Origin of the sequence: Sulfurimonas sp., from assembly GCF_029027405.1 — a bacterium.
Lineage (GTDB): Bacteria > Campylobacterota > Campylobacteria > Campylobacterales > Sulfurimonadaceae > Sulfurimonas.
In genome coordinates, this window is sequence record NZ_CP093396.1 from 2,092,063 (window position 1) to 2,106,818 (window position 14,756).

The following is a 14,756-nucleotide window of genomic DNA, read 5'->3' on the forward strand; positions in this document are numbered from 1 at the left end:
TTACTCAAAATATCTAACCGACCAAAACTTTAAGTCTCTCTTGCAACTTTCCATTCTCAAAAGGATTTTCCATTGTAATAGTTCCATCAGGAAGCTGATAATATACAACTCCATTTTTACTATACACATTAGGAATACCATTTTCAAGGCTTTTTCTTTGAGCTTCTCTTACTGCATTATTTCCTATTTGCTGTATAAGTTCATCTTCTGTTAGCTTTGTGTCTATTGGCATTTTGTGTCCTTTTTAAATTTAGTATACTTTTCACTATCAAGAACTATCTTATTATCTGCAATTTTTTCAAATATTTCATTTGAATTATAGTAAATACTCCATGATGATACTATATCTTTATAAAGAGTACAAAATAGATTTTTACTTCTGTAAAATCTTCTTATTATATCATCTGTTGGAACATTATGCCCACCATTTAACACTCTGTTTTTCACTCTACCAATATTTGTTTGAGGTTCTTCTAAGAAAAGATAAATCAGGACAACTTTATAACCTAAATCTTTGGCTCTATTTATATATTTAACTAAATATTTTCCAGATAAAGTTGTTTCTATCATAAATGATTTTTTAAGCAATAAACTAGAATTAAATTCTTGAAAAAATATCTTTCCAGCTTTAATTTTATATTTTGTTAGATTATCAGCATCCAACTCTTTTGCAATCTCATCTGCATTTATAAAATAAAAATCATTTTTTTTAGAAAACTCTTTAGCAAAGGTAGTTTTACCACTTCCGTTTGCTCCTGCTATTATGTATAGAGTCATTTTGTTATCTCCATTTCTTTAAAAGCTCATATACCATTCTGGATAGCTTTGTAAAACTCTCTTTTGAAATATAGGTTTCATCTATGGAATCGCAATAGTCTCTAAAACTTTTTGAATTATCTCGTCAGTTGTAATGCCCTCTGCTTCTGCTTCATAAGTCAATATAATACGATGACGCATAATCTCTTTTACTATAAATGCAACATCAACAGGAGTTACAAAATCTTTACCTCTTAAATATGCCATTGCTTTAACTGCTTTAAACATATCTATACTAACACGAGGAGAAGCTCCAAATTGTATATAGTTTTTCAATTCTTCAAGACCATAATCACTAGGATTCCTCGTAGCATTTACAAGTTCTATAATGTACTTTTGAACTTCTTCATCTATATGAATTGCTTTTATTTCTTCTTTTAACGCTTCTAGTTCTTCATGTGTAACAACAGCTTTAATCTCTTCAATATTTCCACTAGAAATTCTTTTTGCTATCTCTAACTCTTCTTCTTTTGTATTGTAATCAACAACAATTTTAAGCATAAATCTATCTAATTGAGCTTCTGGAAGTTGGTAAACACCCTCTTGTTCAACTGGATTTTGCGTAGCCATAACAAAAAATGGTGGGTCTAGTTTAAATGTTGTATCGCCAAGCGTTATCTGTTTTTCTTGCATAACTTCAAGTAAGGCAGATTGAACTTTTGCAGGAGCACGGTTAATTTCATCTGCTAAAAGCAAGTTTGTAAATATAGGACCTTTTTTGATTTTAAAACTATTGTTTTGAGGGTCATAAATTTCTGCACCAAGTATGTCAGAAGGAAGTAAGTCAGGGGTAAACTGCACTCTTTTGAAATTTAAACCCAAAGATTTTGAAAGTGCATTTACTGTTGTAGTTTTAGCAAGTCCAGGAACACCTTCTATAAGTATGTGACCTTCACAAAGCAGAGCTATTAAAAGCCCATCTATCATCTTGTCTTGCCCAACAACTACTTTTGCTACTTCTTTTTTGATTGTTTGTATTTTAGAAATCATACTCAAGTGACCTTATTTTTAATGTAATAAAATTATATCAAATAGGGGTAAATCATTGGTAAAACGACAGCTTCCTTCCACCTTTTTAAAAAAAATTCTCTTGTATAAACTTCACAACCAAGTCGTTTTTTATATTCCATATGCGGATGACCTAAATTCCAAAAAATAAAGCCTTTTTTTTCTAAAAATTTTGAAAGTAAAACTAGTTGTAAGTTACCATAATTTGCATACTTTTTTTCTTTTGAAGAAAAACCACTTAAACTCGTATATGTTTTACCTATGATATAACCGATTTCTCCTGATATTAGTTCATCTGTATTTTTACAAATAACTTCAACTGAGACTATTTTAAAATTTTTTTCTTGAGTATTACTTCTAAAAAGTTTTTTTAAAAGTTCTACATATTCATCTTTTAACCAATTATATTTATGTTTAGAATCTATCTTTTTTAAAACCTCATCAAACCTTGTATTTATGCAAAATATATAATCATTTTTATTTATAAGTGTTTTAACTTTATGTGAAATATGAAGGTTTTTAAAATCTAAAATTGCATAATTAAATTGTAACTCTGGAAGTAATACTAAAGAATCTTTAGAGTTGTAAGTTGTACATATAAAACCTGCACAAGCTAGTTCTATGTAAAAAGACTCACTCCAATCCTCACTCCAATAGTAATTATTACTCATATCTGAACAGATATAATCAAAAAATAGTTGGTCTTGAAGTTTTTGCGATGAAATATTATATATTTGAGGTTGAGAAAACATAGATGCCTAATGTAGGTAAATTAATCCAAACTTGGATTAATTACCTGTAATAAAAGAGATGATACCTTTCTTTTCAATCATAGCTTCATATTTTGAAACTCTCGCGATTGCATCTTCAAAACCTTCTGAAGAACCAGCTTTTGTTTTATACATAACATTTGAAACTATATTTCCTTTTCTATCAGTCGCTTTAATTACTGTCTTTCTAAGAGCAATTGTAAGTTTTTTAAACTCCTCATTTGTAGAGTTTACTTTTCTAATTTTTGCTTTTGTTGTTATCTTTATAAGAACATTGTAATTTTTATTATTAAAAGTAGCATTCTGTACACTTAGTTCTGAACGAATAAGTGAAGCTAAAGATTCTGAATTTTTATCAGACTTTATCTTAAAAACCAACTCACTCTTTGCTTTTCGCATCTCTTTTGTATATGTCAAGTATCTATTAGTATATTTTGAGTCATCATAATTTGTATTTAGCGCATGTAAAAGAGGAAAAAATGTATCTGTTTGCTTTAAATACTTATTTATAACAGAAGAAAGTTTTAGTTTTTCAAAATAACTAGCATCTTGATATATTTCCCATTCTGCTTTTATTTTATCATCTACTTTTTTCAGTTTTCTTTCATAGGTAGCAGTTAATATAGCTCTATCAACTTGAACTAAGAGAGTCCATTTTCCGCCCTCGTTTAAACTCTCTTGTACTTTAACATCACTATACTCAATGTTTTTACTTTTACTCACTACTTCATTCTTTGTATTTTGTAAAATATCTTCATTTCCATCTTGACGACTAGTTGTTAATGAGTTTGAAAAGTTAGATGTAACATATACAGAAATTTTAGCACTTATTACCCCTAAGGCATCACTTTTAGCATTTTTTTGAGTATCTCCATACCCAACTGCATAAAAGTATTTACTTGTATCAGAAGGTGGATTAGTTAACCAACTAAGCACTGCACTATTTGCTGATGGTGAAGCCGAAGCTCCACATGCACTAAAAAAAGTAATTGTAAGTAATAAAAAGAATGCTTTTATTTGCATGAATATCCTTGTTATTTATCTAACTTCTGTGCTTCTTGAGCCGAAAGGTCTTGTTCTACTTTAGTCTGATGAGCCAATAAAATTATATTTGTTACGCTCTCATATTTCTCAGCTAAACTAGACTGTTTATTAGCATAGTATGTACCGATTAAAATATTTGGTAGTAAGTATACAGCATTTTTAACTAACCTAACCAATCTTTCATCATAATTTGCTTGTAAATTAATTGGGACATTAGCTTTAGCAATAGCTAAACTTTCTAGCTCTTTTGGAAACATAAGAACAATATTACTAGATATGATATTTGCAGATGCTAAAGAAAAAGAAGTATATGCTTGTACAGCACCTATTTGAATTTCATTTGAAACGATATTTACATTTTTTGCAAGTTTTACATAGTTTTCATTATCTATATTTATGTCACTCTCCAATGCTACTACCGCTTGGTCAAGAAGTTCAAAATAAATAGCTTCTTTTTCATCTGCAACAGATTCAGCCACTTTTATTCTTGTTTCTACAAAACTTATTTCTTTTTCTATATCAAGTTTTTCTTGTGTTCTTGTTATATATATTTTATGTTTAGTTTGAAGATCACCTTTTTCAGATTTAATAGATGCAACTTCAACATATCCATCTAGCATTTCATCCCTAGCAACACTTAAGTCTTTTTGTAAGTTTATAGGAATTAGTGATATAACTGCTTCACCAAGAGTTTCATATACATCACCAGTTACTGCCTCTATATCTTGAAGGTTTCCATCGTTAAATTCTACGAAGTTATCAAGTGTACTATCAAAATTAAATATATTTGGCCAATTAGCTTTATCTTCACCATAAAGAATGATTATTTTTTGTATTGCTCTTTTTGTTAAAGGTTTTACTTTTTGATTTAAAAGTGATGAAGCAAAGTCAGCATAATCCCCTAACATGCTCATACCAGAACTGCTTCCTAGCATCTTTCTTTGAATAGCATCACTATAATGAACAGTTGAAAAGTATGGATCATCCATCAAAGAATCAATTATAAACTTATCTTGTGTTTCACTTATATCAGCCGATACTAAAGCAGGCCATTTAGCATCTGCTGAAATTTGCTTCTTAAATGCCATTATATTATTTTCACGAACAATTGTCATACCAATTGCAACACGATTTGCTTGATTTTCTAAAGTTGGGACTTCCATCTGTGACTGAAGTCCTTCCATCATTGAGCTACACCCTGACATTACTAAAGCTGTTAAACTTACTATTATTGTATGTATAACTATTCTTCTCATCAATTTCTCTTAATTTTACTTATATTCACTATCACTGCTTCCAGTCATAGAATTTCTATCATGTCTAAGTGCTTGATTTGATTTATCTTGTTCTTTTATTTTATTTAAAAGATTGTAAAAACTATCAAATCTTGAACTTGCACTTACAACTATTTCATCATTAATTCCACCTAGACTTAAAGCTTTTTCATAATACTCAGATGCTCTGTTTAAAAGTTTCATATCTTCAGTATTACTAGCTTGGGCTTCATACAAAATAGCTAAATCATAAAAGTAATTCATATCTTTCTTGCCTTTATATTTCTCCATTATTTTTATTGCACCTTGGTAGTTTTTTCTTTTTGCATAAGTTATAACATGTGTTAACTCTTGAGATAAAGATTTAAACTCACGAAGTTGATTTGTCTTTAGTGGTGATATATCTGAAATAAAATACTTAACTACCTTACTCACAGCAGCAGAAGTCAACTCATTTTCACTTGGCAACTTACTAGCGTCACGAGATTGACGATTTTTTCTATCACTATATATTTTAACTAAAAACTCATCACTACCACGAGAAAGCGTAAAACTCACTTCTAAAGAAAGGGATACTTTATTTCCATTTGGCTTGTACTCATAACTAAGTATCTTCATGCCCAAAGCTACATCACTGTTGCTTCCCATTGGGTCTAGTGTTATGAAGTTAGTTTCAGTAAGTCTTTGTTTTACATTATATACAAGCATATCTTCAAGCTTCCTATTAGCCTCTAGGGCATCTTTCACTTTTGGATTTAGCCATACAGCCAAATACGCTCCATCTGATATAAATTCATCTTTTGTCTGAATCTTTGATAATTTTGCTACTTCTTTTGGTGCAGTGTATGATGGTATAACTATTTTAGCACCACTGCCACAACCTGTAAAGAAAAAAATTATCATCGATAAAGTAATTAAAGAAATCGTTTGTTTCATCTTTTATCCCCTTAAAAATAATCATCAATTTTAGTTAAAAAATATTTAACTTCACATTAATTTTATAATTATTTTCTTACATTCGCTCAAAGAAGTAATTTTATTGTTTTGTATATCATTAATCAGTTCTTTATAAGTTTTAGAATCTTCCAAAGCCAAGGTAATAAGAAGTCTTTCTAATGATTTGGTATTTTTAACTTTTTCCTCAAATATACTACTTTTTATATCTTTATTTTTTGTTTTTTTAGAACTAATTTTCGCCAAAATAAAACCTGCTATAAATGTTAAAATATAATACACAAAATCAAAATTTAAGGCAAAAATTTCTTCTTTTTTATCAAGAAGTTCTTCTTTTACATAAACATTTTGTATATTAACTCTTGTACTACCTACAACTAGTTCGTTGATTTTTTTTTGCTCTATGTCATAATATTTTATTTTTAGACTTGGAATAATAAAATTTTTATCAGCTACAAAAGCAAGCTTTTGGCTCCATCTTCCTTTGTATCCATCTCTTGTTAGTTTTATATCTTTAATAATTTTTTGTGAAAATACTTTCACACCTTTAATATTAAGGTTTATTGGTTTTAAACCTTTAAAATTACCGACTCCATCTATTATTATTTCATAATGGTATGGTTCATAAGAGTTGATAGATTTCTTTGCTTTTTTTACTTCTATGCTAAAATTTCCGACTATTATGGAACTACTATTTTCTACATTAACAACTAAACTTTTTTGTTTTAAATATCTATTTGTAAATGACTCTTTATCTCTATCATTATCTCTTCCACCAATAGTAGCATCTATAGATTCTTGTGTTGTTTTTTTCATAACAATGTCAAAATCAAATACTATCTGACCTTCACGCTTTGCATAAACAATGTATTCATAACTGTTTATTCTCTTGCCTTCAAGTATTTTTTCTTGTTCTGCTAAAAGTTCAACACTATAGTTTTTATAATCTCCAACAGGATTAAAGTCAATCGTATAAAGCTCACTCTTATCACTAAACTCACAAACATACTTTAAGTAAATAGCCTCATTAACTATAGCTTCACTTTTATTTATCTGAGCGCTCCATTTATATGTAGAAGCATCTAGCTGTAGAAATATTAATAAGATTAAAACAACCTTACCAAGGTTCTTTTTCATTTACTTTCCTTTTATTTATTAGTTCATACTGTTTTGAACTAAGTTTTGCTTTTGCAGTATTTAAGTTTATTTTTGTTTGTGAGGAAATTTTTCTTCCACTATCTTCGGCACCACTACTTGCATTTGCACTTACTTTCATGTTTGAACTTCCACCCTCTTTTGCTTTTTTATTTGAACTCTCTTTTTTTGCAATAGAAGATTTTTTAGAACTCTTTTGTTGTCCTGTATTCATTTGCTTTTGTTCTTTTACATCTATGATATAAAGTAAGTTTTCATAAGCCTCTTTTGAGTAAAAAAGAGTAAGCGATTTTTTATAAGCTTCTCTTGCATCTTTAAACTTTTTCAACCTAACTAGAGAATTTGCTGTATTATAATAAACTCTAGATTTAAACTCAGCATCTGATGATTTTACATTTTTATATACTTCAAATGCTTTTTCGTAATTACCTTTTTTATAATAATTACTTGCTATTTTAAACTGCTTAATATTTTCATATTCAAATATTTCAACTATATTAGCATCTAGATTCACACCAACAAAAAGTAAAAAAGCCACTAGATACTTTTTTAAAGTTGTAATGCTTAGTAAAAAGAAAACAATTGCTAAAACTACCAAATAATAAAATAATTCAAGATTCTTAATTATAATAGTTTTAGATTTTTCATCATCTCTTTTTTGCTCATTTAAAGCATCTGTTAATTCACCTAAATCTTTTGTATATACCCCACCAGTTGCATTACTTAAAGCTTTAATATTAGGATTTTCTCTGCTAAGAACTATGTTTTTATTTTCATCTTTTAATAGTTCTCCATTTTCAAGACTTAAAGTACTTCCATGTCTAGATGCTAACATGAATATATTTACCACCATAAAATTATCTTTTACAAATCTCACTTCATCCTCAAAACTTCTAGCATCTGTACCATCGCTTAGTATGACAAGACTCAGATGCTTAGATTCTGACATCTTTCTTGCTAAAACTAAGGCACTCATAATAGAGCTTCCCTTTGTGATAATCAGTTTATCATCAAGAGAATTAAAGAGATGCTTTAAAAGCTGTGAGTCTTGTGTCAATGGCGAAAGAATAATGGCATTTGTTGTAAAACCAAGCACTCCAAACCTACTCTTTTGTTCTACTTTAACTAAAGTAGTTAAAATCTCTTTTGCTTTTTGTAATCTAGTAGGTTTTATATCTTTAGCTTGCATAGAAAACGATAAATCTACCGCAATAACAACATCACTTACAACTTGCTCACTCTCTATAGGTTCTTGTTCAATTACAGGACGAGTAAGAGCTAAAACTATAAATATAAAAGTAATAATATAACCAAAAGAAGTTATGCGTAAATCTTTAAAATCTTTTTTTATAAATCCTACAAGTAAAAATAAAAAGAGCCAAAAATATTCAGGATTTAAAAAACTCATTTTTTCAGCTCCCGATACAAAAGAAAAAGAAGTAGTCCAGATGCTAAAAGTAAAAATATCTGGTAAAAATAATCTTTAAGTAAATACTCTCTACTTTTTATTTTTGATGATTCTAGTTTATCTATATCACTATAAACTTTTTTTAACTCTTTTGCAGACGCTGCACTAAAAAACTCTCCATTACTCTGAGAAGCAATTTCTTTTAAAAGTGCCTCATCTGCTTCACCTTTATTTCCCATAGCTATTGTATATATTTTAATTTTTTTATCTAGTGCTAATTTTACAGCATCTTTAGGAGAAATGACTCCACTATTGTGTTCTCCATCACTTAGTAGTATAATGATTTTTGTTTTAGCAACTGAGTGTTTAAAAGCTCTAACACTCATAGTAATAGCTTCACCAATAGCAGTATTTTGACCAGCCATTCCTTGAGTCATATAACTAAGCATTTTACTAACTATCTCCTTTTCATAAGTGATAGGTGAAGCTATAAAAGCAAAATCTCCATACAAAACAATTCCAATATTATCACTAACTCTTTTTTTTATAAACTTTGTTGCTATTATTTTAGTTATTTCAAATCTACTAAGCCTTTTTCCTTCACTTACTTCATCTTCAAAGTCAAAACCAGAAGAGTTCATAGAACCGCTAGAATCTATACTTAAAACTATATCTTTTCCATTCCTATTGTAAGGATTTAGTTTATCTATGATTATTGGAGAGGATAAAGCGATACATAACATAATGAAAATGAGAATTTTTACAATCCACTCTAATTTCAAGAAGTTTTTTTTAGCAGATAAAAACTGTAAATGGACAAAATATATTGGTTTCATATACTCTTTGCATCTATATAAACAATATATAATAGGAATCAATAAAAAGATAAGATATGGGTATTCAAAACTGTAATAATTCATTACATATATTTTATCTAAAAAGCATTTTTATGCCTAATCGCAACAAATTTCAAAATATCTTACAATTTAGCATGATTTATCTTGACAACAAAAAACAATTTGTCTATAATTTCGGCTCACAAACAGAAATGTTTGAGTTTATGTCTTGTTAGCTCAGCTGGTAGAGCACGTCACTTTTAATGATGTGGCCGATGGTTCGAATCCATCACAGGACACCATCAATTTGTACGCAAAGCATACAAAAACAACTTAGTGGCCCCGTCGTCTAGCGGTTAGGATCCATGGTTTTCATCCATGTTACAGGAGTTCAATTCTCCTCGGGGTCACCACTTACTTATACCTATTTTAGGTACTTTCAAAAACACTCATTCTTCACTATTACTTTTAACTCCTAAAATATTTATGATACAGGTTTAATACAAATTTATTTTTTAAAACTTAAATTGTTTCTGAAAAGTACTTGAAAGGTCGTATTTTAGGCATTTTGAAGTGGCTCCGGATGCTGGATTCGAACCAGCGACCAAGTGATTAACAGTCACCTACTCTACCGCTGAGCTAATCCGGATTATTTAAAAAGGGTTTCAATAAGTAATGGCTCCGGATGCTGGATTCGAACCAGCGACCAAGTGATTAACAGTCACCTACTCTACCGCTGAGCTAATCCGGATTATTTATTGAGCCGAAATTATACTTTAGAGAAGCGTAAAAGTCAAGCTATTTCGGTTACTTTTTGAGTTTTCTTTTAAGATTTGCATCTGGTATGAAAAAGTCCAAATTTCCAACTACTTTTTTAACAATTTTTGAGTTTTTAATAAGTATGTTTAGTCTTTGTTTACTTTTATCATCAAAGAGCAAGTTTATATCATCCATTGTAAGTGGTCTTTTATCTAAAGTGTTAAGTATTTCTTCATCAGAGTACTCACTGTTGTTAGGTTCAGCGTGAACTCTAGATGCTATATGTATAGGAATTGAGCTGTCAAAGAGTAAAGAAGCTTCATGAAGCTCTTTGTAGCTTATTCCCATGACAGGATAGGCTGGAGGTCTATCTATGGTTCCTAGATCAACTCTGCAAGCATCTATGCTTAGTAAAGCATCATTTAGTTTGAGTATCTCTTCTTTTGTATCGTTTAAACCATGAACAAATAGTATCTCTATAAAAAGTTTACCTTTAAACATTTTACTAAACTCTTGTACATTTGTTATAACATTTTTGATGTCTATATTTGCATGAGGTCTATCTATCTTTTTAAACACATCATCGCTAATGGCATCTAAAGACAACTTTACCTGGTCTAGTTTCAAAAGTGTTGTAAAAATTTTATCATCAACAAGTGTTGCACTATTTGTAAGTATGAGTGTTTGAGTTTTGTTTTTTATCGCATCTATTGCATCTATAAGTTCATCTAGGTTTGGATATAGAGTTGGTTCACCATTTGCTGTAAGAGTTATTACATCTATTTTAGCATCTAGATGTTGTTTTAAATCATTTATAATTTGTGAAACTAAAACTGTGTGACTTTGAGCATCTACGGTAGCTGTTGGAGCAAGTTCACAGTAAAGACAGTCAAAGTTACATTGTTTAAGAGCAGGAGAAAGGTCTATACCCAAAGAAGAACCAAATCTTCTTGAGTTTATTGGACCGAAAATTGTTTGCATTTGTACTACTTTTTACTAACTCTTTGACACTCTTTAACGAAGTGTATTGCATTTTCAACTGGAACATCTGGAAGTATTCCATGCCCAAGATTAAAGATATGTCTTGAAGTTCCCATAACTTTTTGTATATCTTGCACACTTTGTGTAGTCATCTCTTTTGAATATAATCTACATGGTTCCATATTTCCCTGAAGAACATATTTGTCACCAAGTTTTTCTTTTGCTAATTCCATTGGAGTTGACCAATCAACACCAAATACATCAAAATTTCCATATACTTTATCTAAAAATGAAGGTATTCCTTTTGGAAACATAATTATTGGAATATGAGGGTATTTTTCTTTTAAATATTCTGCTATTTCTACCATATATTTCCAAGAAAATTCATCATATTCTGATGGTTCAATTGCAGCTGCCCATGAGTCAAAAATCTGAACAACATCAATGCCAGCTTGGATTTGTTTTTCCATATAAAGTTTTATAACTTGGGTGACTTTTGCAAGAATTTTATGCAGTAAAACAGGGTTAGAGTACATCATTTTTTTACAAATATTGTATGTTTTTGTGCCTTCACCTTCTATCATATAAGTTGCTAAAGTCCAAGGTGCACCAGTAAAACCAATAAGTGCGATATCTTCACTTAGTTCTTTTTTTATCAGTTTTATAGTGTCAAAAACATAAGTAAGTTTACTAGCTGCCTCATCTCCACCAATAAGCCTATCTACATCAGCTTCAGTTTTTATAGGATCACTAAATTTTGGACCTTCACCTTTTACAAAACTCAAATCCATTCCCATTTCATCAGGAATAACTAAAATATCGCTAAATAATATAGCGGCATCTACACCTACAATATCAATAGGTTGAAGTGTGACTTCACAAGCTTTTTCAGGGTTATGACATAGGTTTAAAAAATTTCCAGCTTCAGCTCTTACAGCCATGTACTCTGGCAAGTAACGACCTGCTTGCCTCATCATCCAAACTGGAGTGTATGGTGTTTCTTTGCCTAAACAGGCATCTACAAATATTTTATTACTCATGACTTTTTACCTACTTTTCCTAAAAAATATAAACCAACTGCTATAGCAGTTATAGATAGTGCGAAGAATAGCATATCTAGCGGATTATTATATTGCGTATGACCAACTTTTTGAAAAAAGCCAACAACTAAAACCATCACTATTACTTTGGATATTTTATCTTTTAACTGATCTAGTGAGTGTATAGCCAAAATTTTGTTTTCTTGCCCATCTGCACTTTTTGCAGCATCTATATCAGATATAAACAACTCATAAAGTCCAAAAGAAAAAAGAAGCATAACAACACCGATAAGGTATAAATCAACTGCCCCAATTATCCCACCAACAACATCTTCATGAAAATTTTCTGGATGAGCATGAGTTATATAAGTATTTAATACAAATTTTGCCGTTTCATATATATCAAATGAAGCAACTACAAAAAGAATAACTGCTCCTAGTAGTCCAAAAACAACAGCAGTTATAACCATAAACCTTGATGCCCATAGTGTACTCTCGAATATTTTTTCCATATTGATTATTTTTCACCTTCCATTTCTACCCATTTTTGAGCGATTCTGACAGCATTTGTAGCTGCCCCTACTCTTAGGTTATCTGCAACTATAAACATATGAAGCATATTTTTTCTATATGGGTCATTTCTAATACGACCTACAAAAGTTTCATTCATATCCACACAAGTTGCAGGCATTGGGTAAAGACTTTCAGCTGGATTATCAAGTATAACTATATTTGGAGCTTTAGCTAAAACTTCTCTTGCTTCGTTAGCATCTACATCTGAACCAAAAGTAAGTGTTAAAGATTCTGCATGACCACGAAGTGTTGGAACACGAACACATGTCGCACTTACTTCTATATTTTTATGCATGATTTTACTTGTTTCATTTACCATTTTCATCTCTTCTTTTGTATATCCATTTTCCATAAATACATCGATTTGAGGGATAACATTTAGAGCTATTTGATGTGGAAAAGCTTTATGCTCGGCATCTTCTAATTTAAAAGAAAAAAAGTCTTGCATCTGAGTAACAAGTTCTTTCATAGCAGTTTTCCCACCACCAGAAGTTGCTTGGTATGTACTAGCATCTACTCTAATTAAATCATAAGCTTCATCCAGAGGTTTTAGTGTTTGAACCATTTGAATAGTTGAACAATTAGGGTTAGATATGATTCCTGTTTCTCTCCATAAAGAGATATCTTCAGGATTAACTTCAGGAACTACAAGTGGAACATTTTTATCCATTCTAAAGTGTGAAGTATTGTCAATTACAACTGTCCCAGCTTTAACTGCCGCAGGAGCAAATGCTGCTGTTACGCTTCCACCAGCACTAAAAAGAGCAATCTCAATATTTTCATCAGCAAAAACTTCATTTGTTAATTCTTTTATAACTATATCTTTGCCTTGAAATGAAACACTGTTTCCTGCACTTCTCTTACTAGCCAGAGGGATTAAGTTATTTAATGGAAAATCTATCTCTTGTAGAACTCTTAAAATTTCTTCACCAACTGCACCATTGGCACCAACTACTGCTAAATTGTATTTTTTTGACATTTTGTCTCCTTATTGTATTTTATTTTGTAAAAAAAGTTCATCTACTGAAATTTCTTGTGTTTCACTTAAAATAACGGCTCTCTCTACTACAGAGATTAGCTCTCGAATATTCCCTGGCCAGTTGTATGCTAAAAGTTGTTCTTTTGCTTCTTTGCTAAAAGTTTTTAACTCAAAGCCATATTTCTTAGAGTTGACTTCACTCATTGTATATGCTATTTGTAAAATTTCATCTTTTCTTTCTTTTAGCGGAGGAATATTAAGTGGAATTGTATTTAAGCGATAGTATAAATCTTCTCTAAATTCTCCATTTTTAATTTTCTCTAAAAGATTAGCATTTGTTGCAGATACTACTCTTATGTCTATTTTTATATTTTTAGATGCGCCTAATCTTCGTATCTCTTTTTCTTGTAATGCACGAAGAAGTTTTGCTTGAACACCGTAAGGCATCTCGGCAATTTCATCTAAAAAAAGTGTTCCACCATTAGCTAGTTCAAATTGTCCAGCTTTTGCTTCTTGTGCGTCTGTAAATGCACCTTTTTCAAAACCAAACAATTCACTTTCTATAAGATTATCTGGAATAGCTGCCATATTAATCGCTATAAATGGTTTTTTTGCTCTAGGTGAATTTTTATGGATGTAAGAAGCAAAAACTTCTTTTCCTACTCCACTTTGACCTAAAAGAAGTATACTTGCATCTGTTTTACATGCTTTATCGGCAATATTTATAACTTTTGTAAGAGCATCTGATGTTCCCAAAAATACATCTGCTTTTTTAGTGTTATTTTTAATAGTTTTTTGTACTTTTTGTATTTTATCTTCTCTTTTAATTGCCGTAATTAAATCATCAACATCAAAAGGTTTTAATAAAAAATCTTTAACACCAAGCTGAATAGACTCAATTGCACGAGTAAGTGTTGCATTTCCTGTCATAATAATAACTTCAAATTTCCCATTTAGCTCTTTAACAAATTCTATACCATCCATTTTTGGCATGTTAATATCTGTAATTATTAAGTCAAAAGAATCATCAAGTTTTTTTAATGCATCTATAGGATTTTTAAATGTAAAAATTTTAAATTCTTTATAGTCGCTCATAGCTATTTCAAGAGATTTTCTCATATTAATATCATCTTCAACTATTGCAATTTTCACTACTTTA

15 protein-coding genes and 4 tRNA genes are annotated in these 14,756 nt (G+C 30.2%); 2 read left to right on the plus strand and 17 right to left on the minus strand.

The window, feature by feature from the left end; translation table 11 throughout:
* Positions 1-13: 13 nt before the first annotated feature.
* From MOV42_RS10105 to MOV42_RS10150, 10 genes are all read right to left on the minus strand, one after another.
* The gene (locus MOV42_RS10105) at positions 14-232 is read right to left on the minus strand and encodes a hypothetical protein (RefSeq protein WP_324171059.1); all 219 of its coding nucleotides are present in this window, start codon (positions 230-232) and stop codon (positions 14-16) included.
* A complete protein-coding gene (locus MOV42_RS10110; protein ID WP_324171060.1) occupies positions 223-777 on the minus strand; it encodes a zeta toxin family protein in 555 nt (184 codons plus the stop codon). Before MOV42_RS10110 ends, MOV42_RS10105 begins: the two co-directional genes overlap by 10 nt.
* An 81-nt stretch (positions 778-858) precedes the next feature.
* Positions 859-1,806, minus strand: coding sequence for a MoxR family ATPase (locus MOV42_RS10115; protein ID WP_324171061.1), 948 nt, complete (start codon positions 1,804-1,806; stop codon positions 859-861).
* Positions 1,807-1,838: 32 nt separating this feature from the next.
* Positions 1,839-2,576 (minus strand): hypothetical protein, encoded by a 738-nt coding sequence (locus tag MOV42_RS10120; RefSeq protein WP_324171062.1) that lies wholly within the window; start codon positions 2,574-2,576, stop codon positions 1,839-1,841.
* A 36-nt stretch (positions 2,577-2,612) separates the two neighbouring features.
* A complete protein-coding gene (locus tag MOV42_RS10125; protein ID WP_324171063.1) occupies positions 2,613-3,617 on the minus strand; it encodes an LPP20 family lipoprotein in 1,005 nt (334 codons plus the stop codon).
* Between the two features lie 11 nt (positions 3,618-3,628).
* Positions 3,629-4,894 (minus strand): hypothetical protein, encoded by a 1,266-nt coding sequence (locus MOV42_RS10130; protein ID WP_324171064.1) that lies wholly within the window; start codon positions 4,892-4,894, stop codon positions 3,629-3,631.
* Between the two features lie 15 nt (positions 4,895-4,909).
* Positions 4,910-5,848, minus strand: a complete 939-nt coding sequence (locus MOV42_RS10135; protein ID WP_324171065.1) for a hypothetical protein — start codon at positions 5,846-5,848, stop codon at positions 4,910-4,912.
* A 51-nt stretch (positions 5,849-5,899) separates the two neighbouring features.
* Complete coding sequence (locus tag MOV42_RS10140) at positions 5,900-7,003, minus strand: hypothetical protein (protein ID WP_324171066.1); 1,104 nt, start codon at positions 7,001-7,003, stop codon at positions 5,900-5,902.
* Positions 6,984-8,429, minus strand: coding sequence for a VWA domain-containing protein (locus tag MOV42_RS10145; protein WP_324171067.1), 1,446 nt, complete (start codon positions 8,427-8,429; stop codon positions 6,984-6,986). Before MOV42_RS10145 ends, MOV42_RS10140 begins: the two co-directional genes overlap by 20 nt.
* Positions 8,426-9,349: a VWA domain-containing protein gene (locus MOV42_RS10150; RefSeq protein WP_324171068.1), complete on the minus strand. Its 924-nt coding sequence runs from the start codon at positions 9,347-9,349 to the stop codon at positions 8,426-8,428. The genes MOV42_RS10145 and MOV42_RS10150 overlap by 4 nt, the downstream gene beginning before the upstream one ends.
* 142 nt (positions 9,350-9,491) lie before the next feature.
* On the opposite strand from MOV42_RS10150, the gene MOV42_RS10155 reads away from it, so the two are divergent.
* Both MOV42_RS10155 and MOV42_RS10160 read left to right on the plus strand, forming a co-directional pair.
* Positions 9,492-9,567 (plus strand) — tRNA-Lys (locus MOV42_RS10155).
* Between the two features lie 36 nt (positions 9,568-9,603).
* Positions 9,604-9,678 (plus strand) — tRNA-Glu (locus MOV42_RS10160).
* A gap of 161 nt (positions 9,679-9,839) precedes the next feature.
* On the opposite strand, the gene MOV42_RS10165 is transcribed toward MOV42_RS10160, so the two are convergent.
* From MOV42_RS10165 to MOV42_RS10195, 7 genes are all read right to left on the minus strand, one after another.
* Positions 9,840-9,914, minus strand: a tRNA-Asn gene (locus tag MOV42_RS10165).
* Between the two features lie 27 nt (positions 9,915-9,941).
* Positions 9,942-10,016 (minus strand) — tRNA-Asn (locus MOV42_RS10170).
* A gap of 56 nt (positions 10,017-10,072) precedes the next feature.
* Positions 10,073-11,005 (minus strand): radical SAM protein, encoded by a 933-nt coding sequence (locus tag MOV42_RS10175; RefSeq protein WP_324171069.1) that lies wholly within the window; start codon positions 11,003-11,005, stop codon positions 10,073-10,075.
* A gap of 5 nt (positions 11,006-11,010) precedes the next feature.
* Positions 11,011-12,045, minus strand: coding sequence for a uroporphyrinogen decarboxylase (gene hemE, locus MOV42_RS10180; protein WP_324171070.1), 1,035 nt, complete (start codon positions 12,043-12,045; stop codon positions 11,011-11,013).
* Entirely contained in the window at positions 12,042-12,557 is a 516-nt protein-coding gene (locus MOV42_RS10185; protein ID WP_324171071.1) for a YqhA family protein, read from the minus strand. Before MOV42_RS10185 ends, hemE begins: the two co-directional genes overlap by 4 nt.
* Before the next feature lie 5 nt (positions 12,558-12,562).
* Positions 12,563-13,597: an aspartate-semialdehyde dehydrogenase gene (locus MOV42_RS10190; protein WP_324171072.1), complete on the minus strand. Its 1,035-nt coding sequence runs from the start codon at positions 13,595-13,597 to the stop codon at positions 12,563-12,565.
* Between the two features lie 9 nt (positions 13,598-13,606).
* The gene (locus MOV42_RS10195; RefSeq protein ID WP_324171073.1) at positions 13,607-14,749 is read right to left on the minus strand and encodes a sigma-54 dependent transcriptional regulator; all 1,143 of its coding nucleotides are present in this window, start codon (positions 14,747-14,749) and stop codon (positions 13,607-13,609) included.
* Positions 14,750-14,756 lie beyond the last annotated feature (7 nt).